The organism is Paraburkholderia metrosideri (assembly GCF_904848625.1).
GTDB classification, from domain to species: domain Bacteria; phylum Pseudomonadota; class Gammaproteobacteria; order Burkholderiales; family Burkholderiaceae; genus Paraburkholderia; species Paraburkholderia metrosideri.
Window position 1 is genome coordinate 64,430 of the sequence record NZ_CAJHCP010000020.1, and the last position, 13,096, is coordinate 77,525.

Annotated in this window: 11 protein-coding genes; 4 read left to right on the top strand and 7 right to left on the bottom strand. The window is 62.9% G+C overall.

All coding sequences use genetic code 11. The features are described from left to right. Positions 1–86: 86 nt before the first annotated feature. The 5 genes from LMG28727_RS31465 to LMG28727_RS31485 are packed head-to-tail and all read right to left on the bottom strand — an operon-like array spanning position 87 to position 6,064. Positions 87–2,222: a site-specific recombinase gene (locus LMG28727_RS31465; protein ID WP_201646211.1), complete on the bottom strand. Its 2,136-nt coding sequence runs from the start codon at positions 2,220–2,222 to the stop codon at positions 87–89. A gap of 1 nt (position 2,223) precedes the next feature. Then, a complete protein-coding gene (locus LMG28727_RS31470) occupies positions 2,224–2,964 on the bottom strand; it encodes a PqiC family protein (RefSeq protein WP_201646212.1) in 741 nt (246 codons plus the stop codon). Next, positions 2,961–4,622 (bottom strand): PqiB family protein, encoded by a 1,662-nt coding sequence (locus tag LMG28727_RS31475; RefSeq protein ID WP_201646213.1) that lies wholly within the window; start codon positions 4,620–4,622, stop codon positions 2,961–2,963. Before LMG28727_RS31475 ends, LMG28727_RS31470 begins: the two co-directional genes overlap by 4 nt. Beyond that, positions 4,615–5,265: a paraquat-inducible protein A gene (locus LMG28727_RS31480; RefSeq protein WP_201646214.1), complete on the bottom strand. Its 651-nt coding sequence runs from the start codon at positions 5,263–5,265 to the stop codon at positions 4,615–4,617. Before LMG28727_RS31480 ends, LMG28727_RS31475 begins: the two co-directional genes overlap by 8 nt. Before the next feature lie 7 nt (positions 5,266–5,272). Next, complete coding sequence (locus LMG28727_RS31485) at positions 5,273–6,064, bottom strand: paraquat-inducible protein A (RefSeq protein WP_201646215.1); 792 nt, start codon at positions 6,062–6,064, stop codon at positions 5,273–5,275. A 436-nt stretch (positions 6,065–6,500) separates the two neighbouring features. Between LMG28727_RS31485 and LMG28727_RS31490 the strand changes: the two genes are divergently transcribed. The 4 genes from LMG28727_RS31490 to LMG28727_RS31505 all read left to right on the top strand — a co-directional run bounded on the left by LMG28727_RS31490 (position 6,501) and on the right by LMG28727_RS31505 (position 9,875). Beyond that, positions 6,501–7,061 carry a cytochrome b gene (locus LMG28727_RS31490; RefSeq protein ID WP_201646216.1) on the top strand — a complete coding sequence of 187 codons (561 nt, stop codon included), beginning with the start codon at positions 6,501–6,503 and terminating at the stop codon, positions 7,059–7,061. A 10-nt stretch (positions 7,062–7,071) separates the two neighbouring features. Further along, positions 7,072–7,632, top strand: coding sequence for a YceI family protein (locus LMG28727_RS31495; protein ID WP_201646217.1), 561 nt, complete (start codon positions 7,072–7,074; stop codon positions 7,630–7,632). Positions 7,633–7,714: 82 nt separating this feature from the next. Further along, complete coding sequence (locus LMG28727_RS31500; RefSeq protein ID WP_201646240.1) at positions 7,715–8,281, top strand: YceI family protein; 567 nt, start codon at positions 7,715–7,717, stop codon at positions 8,279–8,281. Between the two features lie 316 nt (positions 8,282–8,597). Then, a complete protein-coding gene (locus LMG28727_RS31505) occupies positions 8,598–9,875 on the top strand; it encodes an MFS transporter (protein WP_201646218.1) in 1,278 nt (425 codons plus the stop codon). Positions 9,876–9,967: 92 nt separating this feature from the next. Here the strand turns inward: LMG28727_RS31505 and secF are convergent, their stop codons facing one another. Next, positions 9,968–10,918, bottom strand: coding sequence for a protein translocase subunit SecF (gene secF, locus LMG28727_RS31510; RefSeq protein ID WP_201646219.1), 951 nt, complete (start codon positions 10,916–10,918; stop codon positions 9,968–9,970). Positions 10,919–10,936: 18 nt separating this feature from the next. Next, positions 10,937–13,012: a protein translocase subunit SecD gene (gene secD / locus LMG28727_RS31515; RefSeq protein WP_201646220.1), complete on the bottom strand. Its 2,076-nt coding sequence runs from the start codon at positions 13,010–13,012 to the stop codon at positions 10,937–10,939. Positions 13,013–13,096: the final 84 nt, after the last annotated feature.

A 13,096-nucleotide genomic window follows, 5' to 3' on the forward strand; every position in this document is an offset into this window, starting at 1 on the left:
CATGTCCGGCGACGCTGGTCCGCCACCTCTCACGGGCAATTGGCTGCTGGCCGCTCATCAGTTCAGGGCGGAGCAAGCACCCCGCGTTACCTCACTTCGCGCTCGGCCTTTGCCGGCCACATCAGTTCCAGCGGATGCTGAAACACCCGGCGCCAGATCGCGCCGCGCAGCGAGCGCACCGCATTGCGCCGCAAGTCGCGCGATTTCACCGCCATGTAGAACGCGAGCGCGAAACTCACGGCGACGTTGAGAATCGCCATACTGCCGACCCCCGCCACCGCCCACCACAACTCCGGCAGCTTCAGCGCGCCCTTGCCGAGTACGCCGAGCGAAATGCCGATCGACCCGGCGCTGAGCGTCACATGACGCACTTCGAACGGGAACGCAAACGCGGTGAAAATTGCGGGCACCAGCCCGAGCATCAGGCCGAGCGTGATATTGCCGACGACCCCCGCCACATTCATCCGGCAAAAGCGTGCGAGCCGGTCGGCGCCTGCTGCGCCTAGCGTCATCCGCAGACGGCGGTTGTAGGCGAGCGCATCGGCAACGCGATGCAGCACGAACCAGTTGTCCGCCCATCCTGCCAGCAGACTGGACGACCACAGCAGCACGCCGGTCAACGCAGCGTAGAACGGCGTCGGCCCCCACAGCGAGAACGAATGCAAGGTGGCGTGCGCCTTCTCCGGCGAAATGATGTCGGCATGAAACAGCGCGCGCCACAGCAATTGCACGCCGAGGCACACTGGAAATACCATCAGCACGTTGCCAAACACCGCAGCGGCCTGGGTACGCATCAACGCGGTCACCGAACTCACGAAACTGTCGACGCCCGCAGGCGTGCCCACCCCGTCAAGCTCGCGGGCGAGGGTCGGCGCGGTCATCGCCGGCTGCTTGGTGGCGAGCGAGAAGTGCAGGAAGTGCATCAGCAGGAAGCTGGCTGCGTAGTTGATGCCGGCGAGCAGCCCTTCGAACATCGCGTGGAAATGGGCGTTGGTGATGGCGAATTTCACGCAGACCGTGACGACGGTAACGAGCCCGCCGCCCGCCGCCATGCGCAGCATCTTCAGGTATTCGGCGCGGTCGCGGGCGATGTAATGCTCGCCGGTATCCGCGCTGTATTCGACGACCTTGCGCGCCAGCAGCGAAAAGTTGCTGCGCACCAGATGCGCGACACTCTGGCTCGCGTGATTCGCGTTGACGAGTTCAGCGGTCAGACGCGCGTTCGCGTGCGGATCGTCGTGCGCCATCCAGGCGTTCAACAGATGCTCGGCGCGCACGATCCGCATGCGCATCCGTTCGACCTGGAACACGATGTCGACGCTGACGCCGTTACGGTACAGATGCGCGAACACCTTGTCGGTGGCACCCCGGCATTCGTCGAGCAGCAGCCGCAGATAGTTCACCTCGCGCAGCAGCTGATCCTGCGACCCGCCAGCCACGAACGCGTGATGCGCGGCTTCGACGGCGAGCATGGCGCGCGTGAGGCGGTAGAACGGCTGCTTTTCCATCGCGACGCGGACGTCGCTCGCGTCGCGCATGTCGTCGTCGCCGGCGCGACTGGCGTGCGTTCCGCCCAGCCGGCTGCGCACCGTTTGCGATAACCCCGTCGAACTGATCTGGCAGGTCAGGTTGTGCAGCGCGGCCAGCAGGTCGAGCGAAAACGGCGTGGCGTCGCGTTGTTCATCCTGGTCTTCAGCGTAGTCGAACAGCGCATGAATGCGCGTCAACAGATCCGCGGGCAGCGCGGCGATCCATTCGGCGTCGCGCTCCGAGCTGAACATCAGCGTGACGATGGCGGTGAGATCGCGCCGGTTCGGTGCAGGCGGAATCAACGACGCTTCGATGCGCTCGAACAACGCGCCGAAAAAGCCCGAATGCACCGGCATGCCGGCGTCGCAAAGCAATGAAAGGCCGTCGCTTTCGCGCAGCAGCGCCCGCAGAATGCCCGCGACGTTCGCCTTCCACGCAGGATTGCGATCGAGCACATGAAGCAGGTAACGGATGCGCGTATGCGGCGGGGTCGAGTGAGAGGGAGTGTCTTCAGCGGCGCCAGGATTGACCGCGCGACCCCGGCAAATCCAGTGCGCCAGTTCGATCAGCCATTCGCTGCGTTCGGGGTAGGGCGCGCTGCGGTCGGCGATCGCCAGCAGTGCATCGAGCTGGTGACCGCCATCGCGTGAAGCACGCCATTTCCTGATGAGCCGTTTGATCGAGTCGAACACGTCAGGCGCCGGTCCCCGTGCTGCCAGCCGCCGAAGGACACGCTGGCACCGGCACGTTCGCTTTGGCCGACGACGAAGAAGGGCTCTGCGAGTTGACCGCCGCCATCGCCTTCACCGCCGAAGCAACCTGCACGGAGATCTGCTGCAACGCCTGCCGATGCCCATCGACCAGCGCGTCATAGCCTTCGCCCACCGGCTGATTCACCACGCTGCGGCAGGTCATCACCGCGTTGCTGCTGACCGAGCGCACGCTCCATACCGCGTCGATCAACGCATGCGAGCCGGGCCACGACTCGAAGCGCTGCACGTTCATGCTGACGCGGTACACCGGCGTCGCGTTCGGGTGCGCGGTGCCATACACGTCGATGGTGTCGAGCTGCTGCGTCAGATCGGTCGACAACGCGCGCCGGATTTCGTCACCTGGCAGCGACGCCCAGCGCTCCTCTTCGAGCACCCTGACCTGGGTCGGACCGGTTTGCACGACCAGTTGATTCTTCGCCACCTGCGGCGGCACGTCGATCGGCGCGACTTCGATCATCCAGCCCGGCGCCGCGAGCGTTCTGGCCGTGGCGAGCGGCGCGGGCGCTGCCGGCGCCGCTGCCGAGCCGTCGGCGCCCAGCGTGTAAAAACGGCTGGACGGCGACGAACACGCGGCCATGGCGACCAGTGCGGCCAACGCGCCGGCATACATAGCGCCGCGGACGAGCCCGCGCGGCGGGCGGGGGGGCCGGGCAAACATCATGGTTTATCTCCTGATTTACCGCGCAACAGCGACTCGGGATGACGCTCGAGGTAGTCCGACAGCGCATTCAGCGACTGCAACGTGCGCGTCAATTCCTGCAACGCCTGATGAACATCCGACTGCATCGGCGAGTCCTGCTGCAGCGTGGCCTGCGCCGAGTTGAAGGTCTGCTTGGCGGCCGTGAGCGTATCGCGGGCCTCCGGCACGACTTCCGTATCCAGACGCTTGAACAGTCCGTTGGCGTTCTTCAACGCGCTGTTCAGGTTGTCGCCGATCTGGTCGAACGGAATCTTGTCGAGCTTCTTCGCGATGTCGGCGACCTGAACCTGCAACTCGTCGAGCGTGTTCGGGATAGTCGGCAACTCGAGCGGATCGCTGGCGACATCAACCGTAGCCGGCGGCGCTTTCGGGAAGATATCCAGCGCGACATACAACTGGCTCGTCAGCAGATTGCCGGTGCGCAACTGGCCGCGCAGCCCATGCTTGACCAGCGCCTGCAACAGACTCTGGCCCGCCAGGCTGCCCGGTTGCGGCGCAGTTTCGCGGAAGCGCTTGCCAAGACGGTCGGGGTAGATGTTCATCGTCACCGGCATCGTGAAGCTGCGCGTCTTCGGGTCGTAGTCGATACCGATGTTGGTCACCTGACCGAGCACGATACCGCGGAAATCGACCGTCGCACCGATCGACAGACCGCGCAGCGACTGGTTGAAGTTCATCACCACGCGCAGCGGCACGCCGTCCGGTTCGCGCATTGCATCCGATTCGTCGGAGGCGAGGCGGAACGTCATGTTGTTCGGTGCCTGCGCGCCGACGCCCTGGCCCGGCGGCGACTGGAACGACAGACCACCGACGATCACCGTGGCGAGCGACTGAGTGTTCAGCTTGAAGCCGCTGGAATCGAGCCGCAGGTCGACGCCGCTCGCATGCCACCAGCGCGAGTTGGTGCCGACGTACTGGTCGAACGGCGCGGACACGAACACCTGCATGGTCACGCCGGTGCCGTCCTTATCCAGCGAGAAGCCGACCACCTGGCCGACCTGCACGCGCCGGTAGAAGATCGGCGAGCCGATGTCGATCGAGCCGAGCGAATCGCCATGCAGGATGAACTGGTGGCCCTTCTGGTCGCCGGTAATGGGCGGTGGCGTCTCAAGCCCGACGAAGTTTTTCTCGGTGTCTGTCGAGCGGCCCGCGTCGGTGCCGATGTAAGCACCGGAAAGCAATGTAGTCAGACCCGATACGCCGCTTGCGCCGATTCGCGGCCGCACCACCCAGAAGCGCGAATCCTTGACCGCGAAGTTTGTGCCTTCCTTGGTCAGTTGCACCTCGACCAGAACGTGCGACAGGTCTTTCGACAGCGTGATGGTCTTCACCGAACCGACGGTCACGTCCTTGTACTTGACCTGGGTCTTGCCCGGTTCGAGACCTTCGGCGCTGATGAAGCTGATCGTGATGGTCGGGCCTTTTTCGGTCACCGATTTGATCACGAGCGCGATGCCGATCAGCGCGGCAATCAGCGGAATCACCCAGACTAGCGAGGGCAGCCAGCGGCTGCGCGGCTCGATGTCGGGGTCCGGCAGTTGCGGCGGCAGCTTCGGTCCGTTCGAATCGCTGCGCGGCGCATCGGCGGAGGCGGGCGTCGGTCCTTGCGGGCTAGTCATGGTCAGAATCCTGAGGTTTTTGAGTACGGCCGTCCACGTGGTCCCAGATGAGGCGTGGATCGAATTGCATGGATGCCAGCATGGTCAGAATCACCACCGAGCCGAACGCGATCGCCCCCGGCCCGGCCGTAATCACGGCAAGCGATTTGAAGCGCACCAGCGCGACGGTCAGCGTGACGACGAACACGTCGAGCATCGACCAGCGGCCGATCCGCTCGACCATCCGGTACAGCGTGGTGCGCTGGTCGGGCCGCCAGCGCGAGCGGCGCTGCGCGGTGATGGTGAGCAGCACGAGCACGCTCAGCTTGAGCATCGGCACCATGATGCTGGCGATAAACACGATCACCGCAAGCGGCCAGTCGCCCGAGGTCCAGAAGTACACGACGCCGCTCATGATGGTGTCGTCTTCGGAACCGAGCAGCGACGCAGTGTGCATAACCGGCAACAGATTCGCCGGAATATACAGCAGCGCGGCGGCGATCAGCAGCGCCCAGGTGCGCATCAGGCTGTCGGGGTTGCGCGAGTGAAGGCGCGCGCCGCAGCGCGTGCAATGTTGCGGGGTAATGGAGCGGATGCGCGGTTCGACGCGCCCGCATGCGTGGCAGGAAACGAGGCCCGCGCGCCTGGCGGTGACGTATTTCATCGCGGCGTCATCCCTGATGGGGCGCGGGCGGCAGCGCGCCTGGCGCACCGGGCTTTGCGTCCGGTTGCGCGGTGGTCTGCGCAGTGGTTTGCGCCGTCGTTGGCAGATCGTGCGGCGCGGGCGGACCGGCGACCGAACTGACCGCGACCGCCGCGCTGTCCGCCGACGTGCGCGGCAAGGGCCGCTGGCTGCGATCGCCCAGTTCGTCGGCGAGATCCCATAGCACGCGCGGATCGAACGTGACGACTACCGCGAACATCAGTGTCAGCACGCCGAACGCGAACAGCGCCGCCTCGGGAATCACGCGCGCGAGACTGACCATCTTCACGATGGTGATCAGCACGCCGAGCATGAACACTTCGATCATCCCCCAGGGTCGCACGAACTGGATCGCGCGCAGCACCCGGTTGAACGCGGGCGGCACATAACCCGCGCGCAGCGGGATCAGCACGTAAAGCAGCGCGAGCAGTTCGGTGAGTGGAAAGAGGATGGTCGAGCAGAACACCATCACGGCGACGATCTGCATGTCCTCGCCCCACAGCGCGATCAAGGCGCCGAACAGGGTGGTTTCCGACGTGATGCCGTTGGTTTCGAGTTCGACGATCGGAAAGCCTTGCGCGATCAGGAACGTGATCAGCGCGGCCAGCGTCATCGCGCAGATGGTGTCGAGCTTGCGCGACACGCCGCGATAGAGCGTTGCGCCGCAGCGCGGACAGCGAGCGGACACGCGCCCCACAAGCCGTGGCTTGCGGAACAGCGTATCGCATTCATGGCACGCGATCAGGTTGTCATGTTCCATACGGCAGAAGGGCAAACGACGTGAGGGGAAGCGTGCAAGGCCGGTTTCTAATGCGGGTCGGGAGCCATAGTACCAAACGCGGCTACTGGGCCGTGCGGGGCATGACTTCGTCCGCAGACTACACGAACCGATCGGGTTGTAGGAACGGTTCTTATACCGTGTTCCAGATTATCTGACATAGCTCCGACACTCTCCGTCCCCAATTGTTCAAGCGTGGCATGCTCCGGTTGCAAAATTCGGACCAGCCCCGCGCCCGATCAGCCCAGCCAGCTTTGTGCGCTTGGGGTAGCATGGCGCCCTTGACGTGTACCGCAGCGCGCCGCAGCAAACCTGGACCCCGGTTTTGTCCGCCGATGCCGTTCGCATCGTCGACGGAAGTCCTGGAATAGCAGCGCAAGTTGCGCCGTTAACCTACTCTCGCTTGCGTTGATCTGTCATGGCACTCAATCCTTCATTTGGCGGCAGGGAGTCGTACACGCGGACGGCTATCGCGTTTCACTGGCTGATCGCGCTGCTGATCGTTTGCGGCTTCGCGCTCGGCTGGGTGATGACCGATATTCCCGGCTTTACGCCCACCAAGCTGCGTTACTTTTCATGGCATAAATGGATCGGCGTGACGGTGTTCGCGCTCGCGATCCTGCGCATTCTGTGGCGCGCCAGTCACGCCGCCCCGCCGATGCCGCGCCGCATGCCGCTGTGGCAGCGAGGTGCCGCGCATCTCGTGCATCTGCTGTTGTACGTGCTGATGGTCGCGATTCCCGCGTCCGGTTACCTGTACAGCTCGGCGGCCAATGTGCCGGTGGTGTACCTCGGGCTGATTCCGCTGCCGCGTCTGATCGCACCCGACCCGCATCTCAAGGAACTGCTGAAAACCGTCCATATCACGCTGAATTACACGTTGCTCGTGCTGGTCGCGCTGCATGTCGTGGCGGCGCTCAAACATCAATGGCTGGATCGCGACGGCCTGTTGTCGCGCATGCTCCCTTTCCTCAAATAAAAGGAACACCATGAAGGTCTCGTTTTATCGCTATATGCTCGCCGCATTCGCCGCGGCCTCGCTGACCGCCGCAGGCAGCGCGCTCGCGCAGGTCGATGTCGCGAAGAGTTCCGTGACGGCGACCTCGAAGCAGATGAACGTGCCGGTGGAAGGCAAGTTCAACAAATTCACCGCGCAGATCAAGTTCGATCCGGCCAAACCCGCCGAGGGCAGCGCGCAGTTGACCATCGACGTAGGCAGCTATGATCTCGGCGACGAGAGCTACAACGACCAGGTGCGCGGCAAGGACTGGTTCGACGCAAAGACTTATCCGAATGCGACGTTTGTGTCGAGCGCGATTGCAGCGGCGGGCGGCAACCAGTTCAAGGTGACGGGCAAGCTGACCATCAAGGGTAAATCGCAGACGGTGACGGTGCCCGTCACGGTGACCCAGCAGGGCGGGATGCAAACCTTCGACGGCTCATTGCCGATCAAGCGGTTGCAATTCGACATTGGCACGGGCGAGTGGAAAGACACGTCGGTGGTCGCCGACGACGTGGTGATCAAATTTCATATCGTTTCCAGCAAGTGACGTTCGTGAAGTCGTGATACTCGCTGAGCGGTTTGGGCGAGGCTTTTTTACAGATACCCAGGAGCATGAATTGAAGACATCCCTGTTGATCGCAGTTGGCGCGCTGGCTTCGTCGTTGTCGCTCGGCGCGTTTGCCGCCGACACCTATCAGCTCGACCCGACCCACACGTACCCGAGCTTCGAGGCGGATCACTTCGGCGGTCTGTCGGTGTGGCGCGGCAAGTTCACGAAAAGCTCCGGCACGGTGACGCTCGACCGCGCGGCCAAAACCGGTACCGTGGAGGTGACCGTCGACCCCGCGTCGGTCGATACCGGCAACGCGAAGCTCGACGAGCATCTGAAGACGGACGCGTTTTTCGACGTCGCCAAATATCCTTCGGTGACTTACAAGGGCACCGATATCAAGTTCGACGGTGACAAGCCGGTCGAAGTGATCGGCAACCTGACGATTCGTGGCGTTACGAAGCCGGTGAATCTGAAGATCGAATCGTTCAAGTGCATGCAGCACCCGATGCTCAAGCGTGAAGTGTGCGGTGTAGAAGCGAGCACGGAATTCAACCGCGCCGATTTCGGCATGGATTTCGGTACGAAATACGGCTTCAGCATGCAGACGAAGCTGCATATCCAGACTGAAGGGATCAAGCAGTAAGCGTTTCTATCGGTCTTGAATGAGCGTGTCTGATGTGCCTTTAGTACCGGTATTAATAGCCGCGCACATTGCGCCGCAACACGAAAACCGCTTCATTCGCGTTGGCGATGAAGCGGTTTTTTTATTACCTGCGCAACCTGATACCGCGCGAACTAAAAACTTTATGCGGCACTGCTTCCAATTTGCCACTCGCGTCGGATTAATTTTCAAGTTAAATAGAGCGCTGAAACCGTACCGGTTATGCGCGTATCCGGTACGGACATATGAGGGCTATCAAGCTCGCATCAAAAATATTCCGCGCGAACTGGAGATCTGGATGAATGCAACGACCGCAACGAGCATCGCGGGGAGTCGACAGAGTTCATGGCGCGCCGTGGTCGCAGCGTCGATAGGCAATGCGCTGGAATGGTTCGATCTGGTGGTGTACGGCTTCTTCGCGGTGATCATCTCGAAGCTGTTCTTTCCGGCCGGCAACGATACGGTGTCGCTGCTGCTGACGCTCGGCACCTTCGGCGTGTCGTTCTTCATGCGACCGCTCGGGGCGATCGTCATCGGTGCATACGCTGACCGCGCCGGACGTAAGGCCGCGCTGACGCTGTCGATCCTGTTGATGATGAGCGGCACGCTGATCATCGCCATCTTGCCGACTTACCGGAGCATTGGCCTGGCCGCACCCGTGATCCTCGTGATCGCGCGTTTGATGCAGGGCTTCTCGGCGGGCGGTGAATTCGGCAGCGCGACTGCCTTTCTCGCCGAACATGTACCGGGGCGGCGCGGTTTCTTCGCGAGCTGGCAGGTGGCGAGCCAGGGCCTCACCACGCTGCTGGCCGCAGGCTTCGGGGTGTTGCTCACCGGTCAGTTGTCGCCCGAACAGATGAACACCTGGGGATGGCGCGTGCCGTTCTTTTTCGGTCTGCTGATCGGACCGGTCGCCTGGTTCATTCGCACGAAGCTCGATGAGACGCCCGAGTTCCTCGCGGCGGAAACGACGGACACACCGCTGCGCGATACCTTCGCGAGTCAGAAGCTGCGACTGCTGATTGCGATCGGCGTGGTGGTGCTGGGGACCGTGTCGACCTATCTCGTGCTGTTCATGCCGACCTATGGCGTGAAGCAGTTGGGACTCGCGCCGTCAGTGGCGTTCTCGGCGATTGCGCTGATTGGTGTGATCCAGATGGTGTTCTCGCCGGTGGTCGGGCATCTGTCGGATCGGCACGGGCGCACGACGATCATGCTCGGCTCGGCAGTGCTGCTGCTCGTGCTGATCAATCCGGCCTTCGTGTATCTGGTCGCGCATCCGACCTTCGGCACGCTGATCGCGTTGCAGATCGTGTTCGGTTTTCTGATGACCGGCTACTTCGGCGCGTTGCCGGGTCTACTGTCGGAGATGTTTCCGGTGCAGACGCGCACGACCGGGATGTCGCTCGCCTATAACATTGCAGTGACGATTTTCGGCGGCTTTGGGCCGTTCATCATCGCGTGGCTGATCAACGTGACGGGCTCGAAGGCCGCGCCGAGCTACTACATGATTTTTGCGGCGGTGGTGAGCCTTGTGGCGTTGATCGCGGCGCGTCGCAAGCTGGGTTTCCGTTGATGCTGATGCAGGTTGCACGACAGCGGTAAACGCAGAAGGCCGGTTCGAAAGAACCGGCCTTCTGCTTTGCAACGTCTACCTCAACAGCAGGCTCAGACCTGCGCGCCCGCGTTCGGGTCGTTCGGATCCGCGCTATCTTTCTTGTCCTTCACCAGATCTTCGCGCTTCACGCCGAGCCACATGGCCAGCGCCGCAGCAACGAACACCGACGAGTAGATACCGAACAGAATACCGACCGTCAGCGCCAGAGCGAAGTAGTGCAACGTCGGGCCGCCGAACAGGAACATCGACAGCACCATCATCTGTGTACAACCGTGCGTGATGATGGTTCGCGACATCGTGCTGGTGATCGCGTGGTTGATGACTTCGGTCACCGTCATCTTGCGTTCGCGGCGGAAGGTTTCACGAATCCGGTCGAAAATAACGACCGATTCGTTCACCGAGTAGCCGAGCACCGCCAGCACGGCAGCCAGCACCGACAGCGAGAACTCCCACTGGAAGAACGCGAAGAAGCCGAGAATGATCACCACGTCGTGCAAGTTCGCGATCACGCCGGCCACCGCGTACTTCCATTCGAAGCGGAACGACAGGTAGATCACGATCCCGACCACCACGCAGGCGAGCGCGAGCAGACCGTCGGTGGCGAGTTCCTTGCCGACCTGCGGGCCGACGAACTCGACGCGCTGCAATTGCACTTCAGGGGTGTCGGTCTTCAGCGCGCCCATCACCTGGTCGCTCTGTTGCGCTGACGTGTAGCCCTGCTTGAGCGGCAGACGGATCAGTACGTCGCGCGAGGTGCCGAAGTTCTGCACCTGAGCGTCGGCATAGCCGAGCCTCGACAACGTGCCGCGCACCGGATCCAGCGGAGCAGCGCCCGGATACTGCACCTCGATGACCGTACCGCCGGTGAATTCCACCGACAGATGCAGCCCGCGATGCACAAGGAAAAACACAGCGGCAACGAACGTCAGCAGCGAGATTGCGTTGAAGATCAACGCACGCTGCATGAACGGAATGTCTTTGCGAAAACGGAAAAATTCCATGGTCTTGTTCTCCGGGACTCAGCGGGATGAACCCGGTTTCTGCGGCGTATTCGACGAACCCGCCGGCTGGCCAGACGTGCCCGACGCATTACGACGACGCACGGTCGGCTTGCCACCTCGTGCCTGCGCGACGGCTTGCTGCGCCTTCGACTTGCTCTTGGTCACTGCGGCGACAGCCTGCGCGGTGTCGGTTGCGGCGTCGTCGCTACCGAGGTAAGCGTTCGAGCCTGCGGGTGCCGTTTCCGGACGCCACACCTGACCGATCGCGAGCGACTTCAGCTTTTTCTTGCCGCCGTACCAGAGATTGACGAGACCGCGCGAGAAGAACACCGCCGAGAACATCGACGTCAAAATGCCGATACAGTGGACCATCGCGAAGCCGCGCACCGGGCCGGAGCCGAATGCGAGCAGGGCGAGGCCGGCGATCAGCGTCGTGACGTTCGAGTCGAGAATCGTTGCCCATGCGTGCGCGTAACCGTTCTGGATAGCCAGTTGCGGCGGCGCGCCGTGGCGCAGTTCTTCACGCACCCGTTCGTTGATCAGCACGTTGGCGTCGATCGCCATACCGAGCGCGAGCGCGATAGCGGCGATACCCGGCAGCGTGAGCGTGGCCTGCAACATCGATAGCACCGCGACCAGCAACAACAGATTCACGGACAGGCCGATGACCGAGATCACGCCGAACAGCATGTAGTACGCGACCATGAAGACGGCGATTGCCACGAAGCCCCACACCACCGAGTGGAAGCCCTTCTTGATGTTGTCCGCGCCGAGGCTCGGGCCGATCGTGCGTTCTTCGATGATTTCCATCGGTGCCGCGAGCGAACCGGCGCGCAGCAGCAGCGCGAGGTCGGCGGCGGCCTGCGGGTTAGGCTGGCCGGTAATCTGGAAGCGGTCGCCCAGTTCCGACTGGATGGTCGCCACCGTCAGCACTTCGCCCTTGCCCTTCTCGAACAGCACCATTGCCATCGGCTTGCCGATGTTGTCGCGCGACACGCTCGCCACGGCACGGCCACCGGCCGAATCCAGACGAATGTTGACCGACGGACGCTGATGCTCGTCGAAGCCCGCCGACGCGTCGATAATCCGGTCGCCGGTGAAGATCACCTGCTTGCGCAGCATGACGGGCGCCTGATTGCCTTGCGTGAAGAGTTCGTCGCCCGGCGGAACCGGGTCGTTCGGGTTCGGATGCAGATTGTTCGGATCGGCGAGGCGCGCTTCGAGCGTTGCCGTACGGCCGATGATGTCCTTCGCCTTCGCCGTGTCCTGCACGCCCGGCAGTTCGACCACGATGCGGTCGGCGCCTTGCTGCTGGATCACCGGCTCGGCGACGCCGAGTTCGTTCACGCGGTTATGCAGCGTGGTGATGTTCTGCTTGAGCGCGGCGTCCTGCACCGCACGCTGCACGGCCGGCGTGAACGTGCCGACCAGTTGCAACCCACCGTCCTGACCCGGCTGCGTAGCCCACTGGAGTTCGCTGATGCCACGGCCGAGCAGCTTCAGCGCCGCGTCCGCCGTAGCCTGATCGGCCACATTGACCACTACCGACTGATTCACGCGATTCACACCGCCATCGCGGACGTTGTTGTCACGCAGCAGCGTGCGCACGTCTGATGCGTCTGAATCGAGCTTCTTGTTCAGCGCGCCGGCCATGTCGACCTGCAGCAGGAAGTGGACGCCGCCGCGCAGATCGAGACCGAGATACATCGGCAGAGCATGCAGTGCGGTCAGCCAGTTCGGCGACGCGCTTTGCAGGTTCAGTGCGACGACGTATTGCGGATCGGTCGGGTCGGCGTTCAGCGACTTCTGCAGCAAGTCTTTCACGCGCAATTGCGTGTCGGTGTCCGGCAGACGCACGCGAATGTTCGCGTTGGTCGACGAGTTGTCGAACGTGACGCCGTCCGGCTTGATCTGATTGGCGGCGAGCGCGGCTTCGACCGCGGCCAGCGTGGTCGAGTCGAGCCTGACCGTTGCCTTGCCGCTCGACACCTGCACCGCCGGCGCTTCGCCGAACAGGTTGGGCAGCGTGTACACGAGGCCGATGACCAGAGCCACCAGCATCACGGCGTATTTCCAGAGGGGGTAACGATTCATGAGTGGTCCAACGGGAAGGTTGGCTTGGAAGCGATGCGTCCGGCGATGAGCGCGGGCGATTCAGCAGGGTTGCCGTGGATCGCC

Coding starts and splice junctions, on each gene's coding strand:
- LMG28727_RS31470 (WP_201646212.1), bottom strand. CDS start 2,964: ATGATGTTTGCCCGGCCCCCCCGCCCGCCGCGCGGGCTCGTCCGCGGC.
- LMG28727_RS31475 (WP_201646213.1), bottom strand. CDS start 4,622: ATGACTAGCCCGCAAGGACCGACGCCCGCCTCCGCCGATGCGCCGCGC.
- LMG28727_RS31480 (WP_201646214.1), bottom strand. CDS start 5,265: ATGAAATACGTCACCGCCAGGCGCGCGGGCCTCGTTTCCTGCCACGCA.
- LMG28727_RS31485 (WP_201646215.1), bottom strand. CDS start 6,064: ATGGAACATGACAACCTGATCGCGTGCCATGAATGCGATACGCTGTTC.
- LMG28727_RS31490 (WP_201646216.1), top strand. CDS start 6,501: ATGGCACTCAATCCTTCATTTGGCGGCAGGGAGTCGTACACGCGGACG.
- LMG28727_RS31495 (WP_201646217.1), top strand. CDS start 7,072: ATGAAGGTCTCGTTTTATCGCTATATGCTCGCCGCATTCGCCGCGGCC.
- LMG28727_RS31505 (WP_201646218.1), top strand. CDS start 8,598: ATGAATGCAACGACCGCAACGAGCATCGCGGGGAGTCGACAGAGTTCA.
- secF (WP_201646219.1), bottom strand. CDS start 10,918: ATGGAATTTTTCCGTTTTCGCAAAGACATTCCGTTCATGCAGCGTGCG.
- secD (WP_201646220.1), bottom strand. CDS start 13,012: ATGAATCGTTACCCCCTCTGGAAATACGCCGTGATGCTGGTGGCTCTG.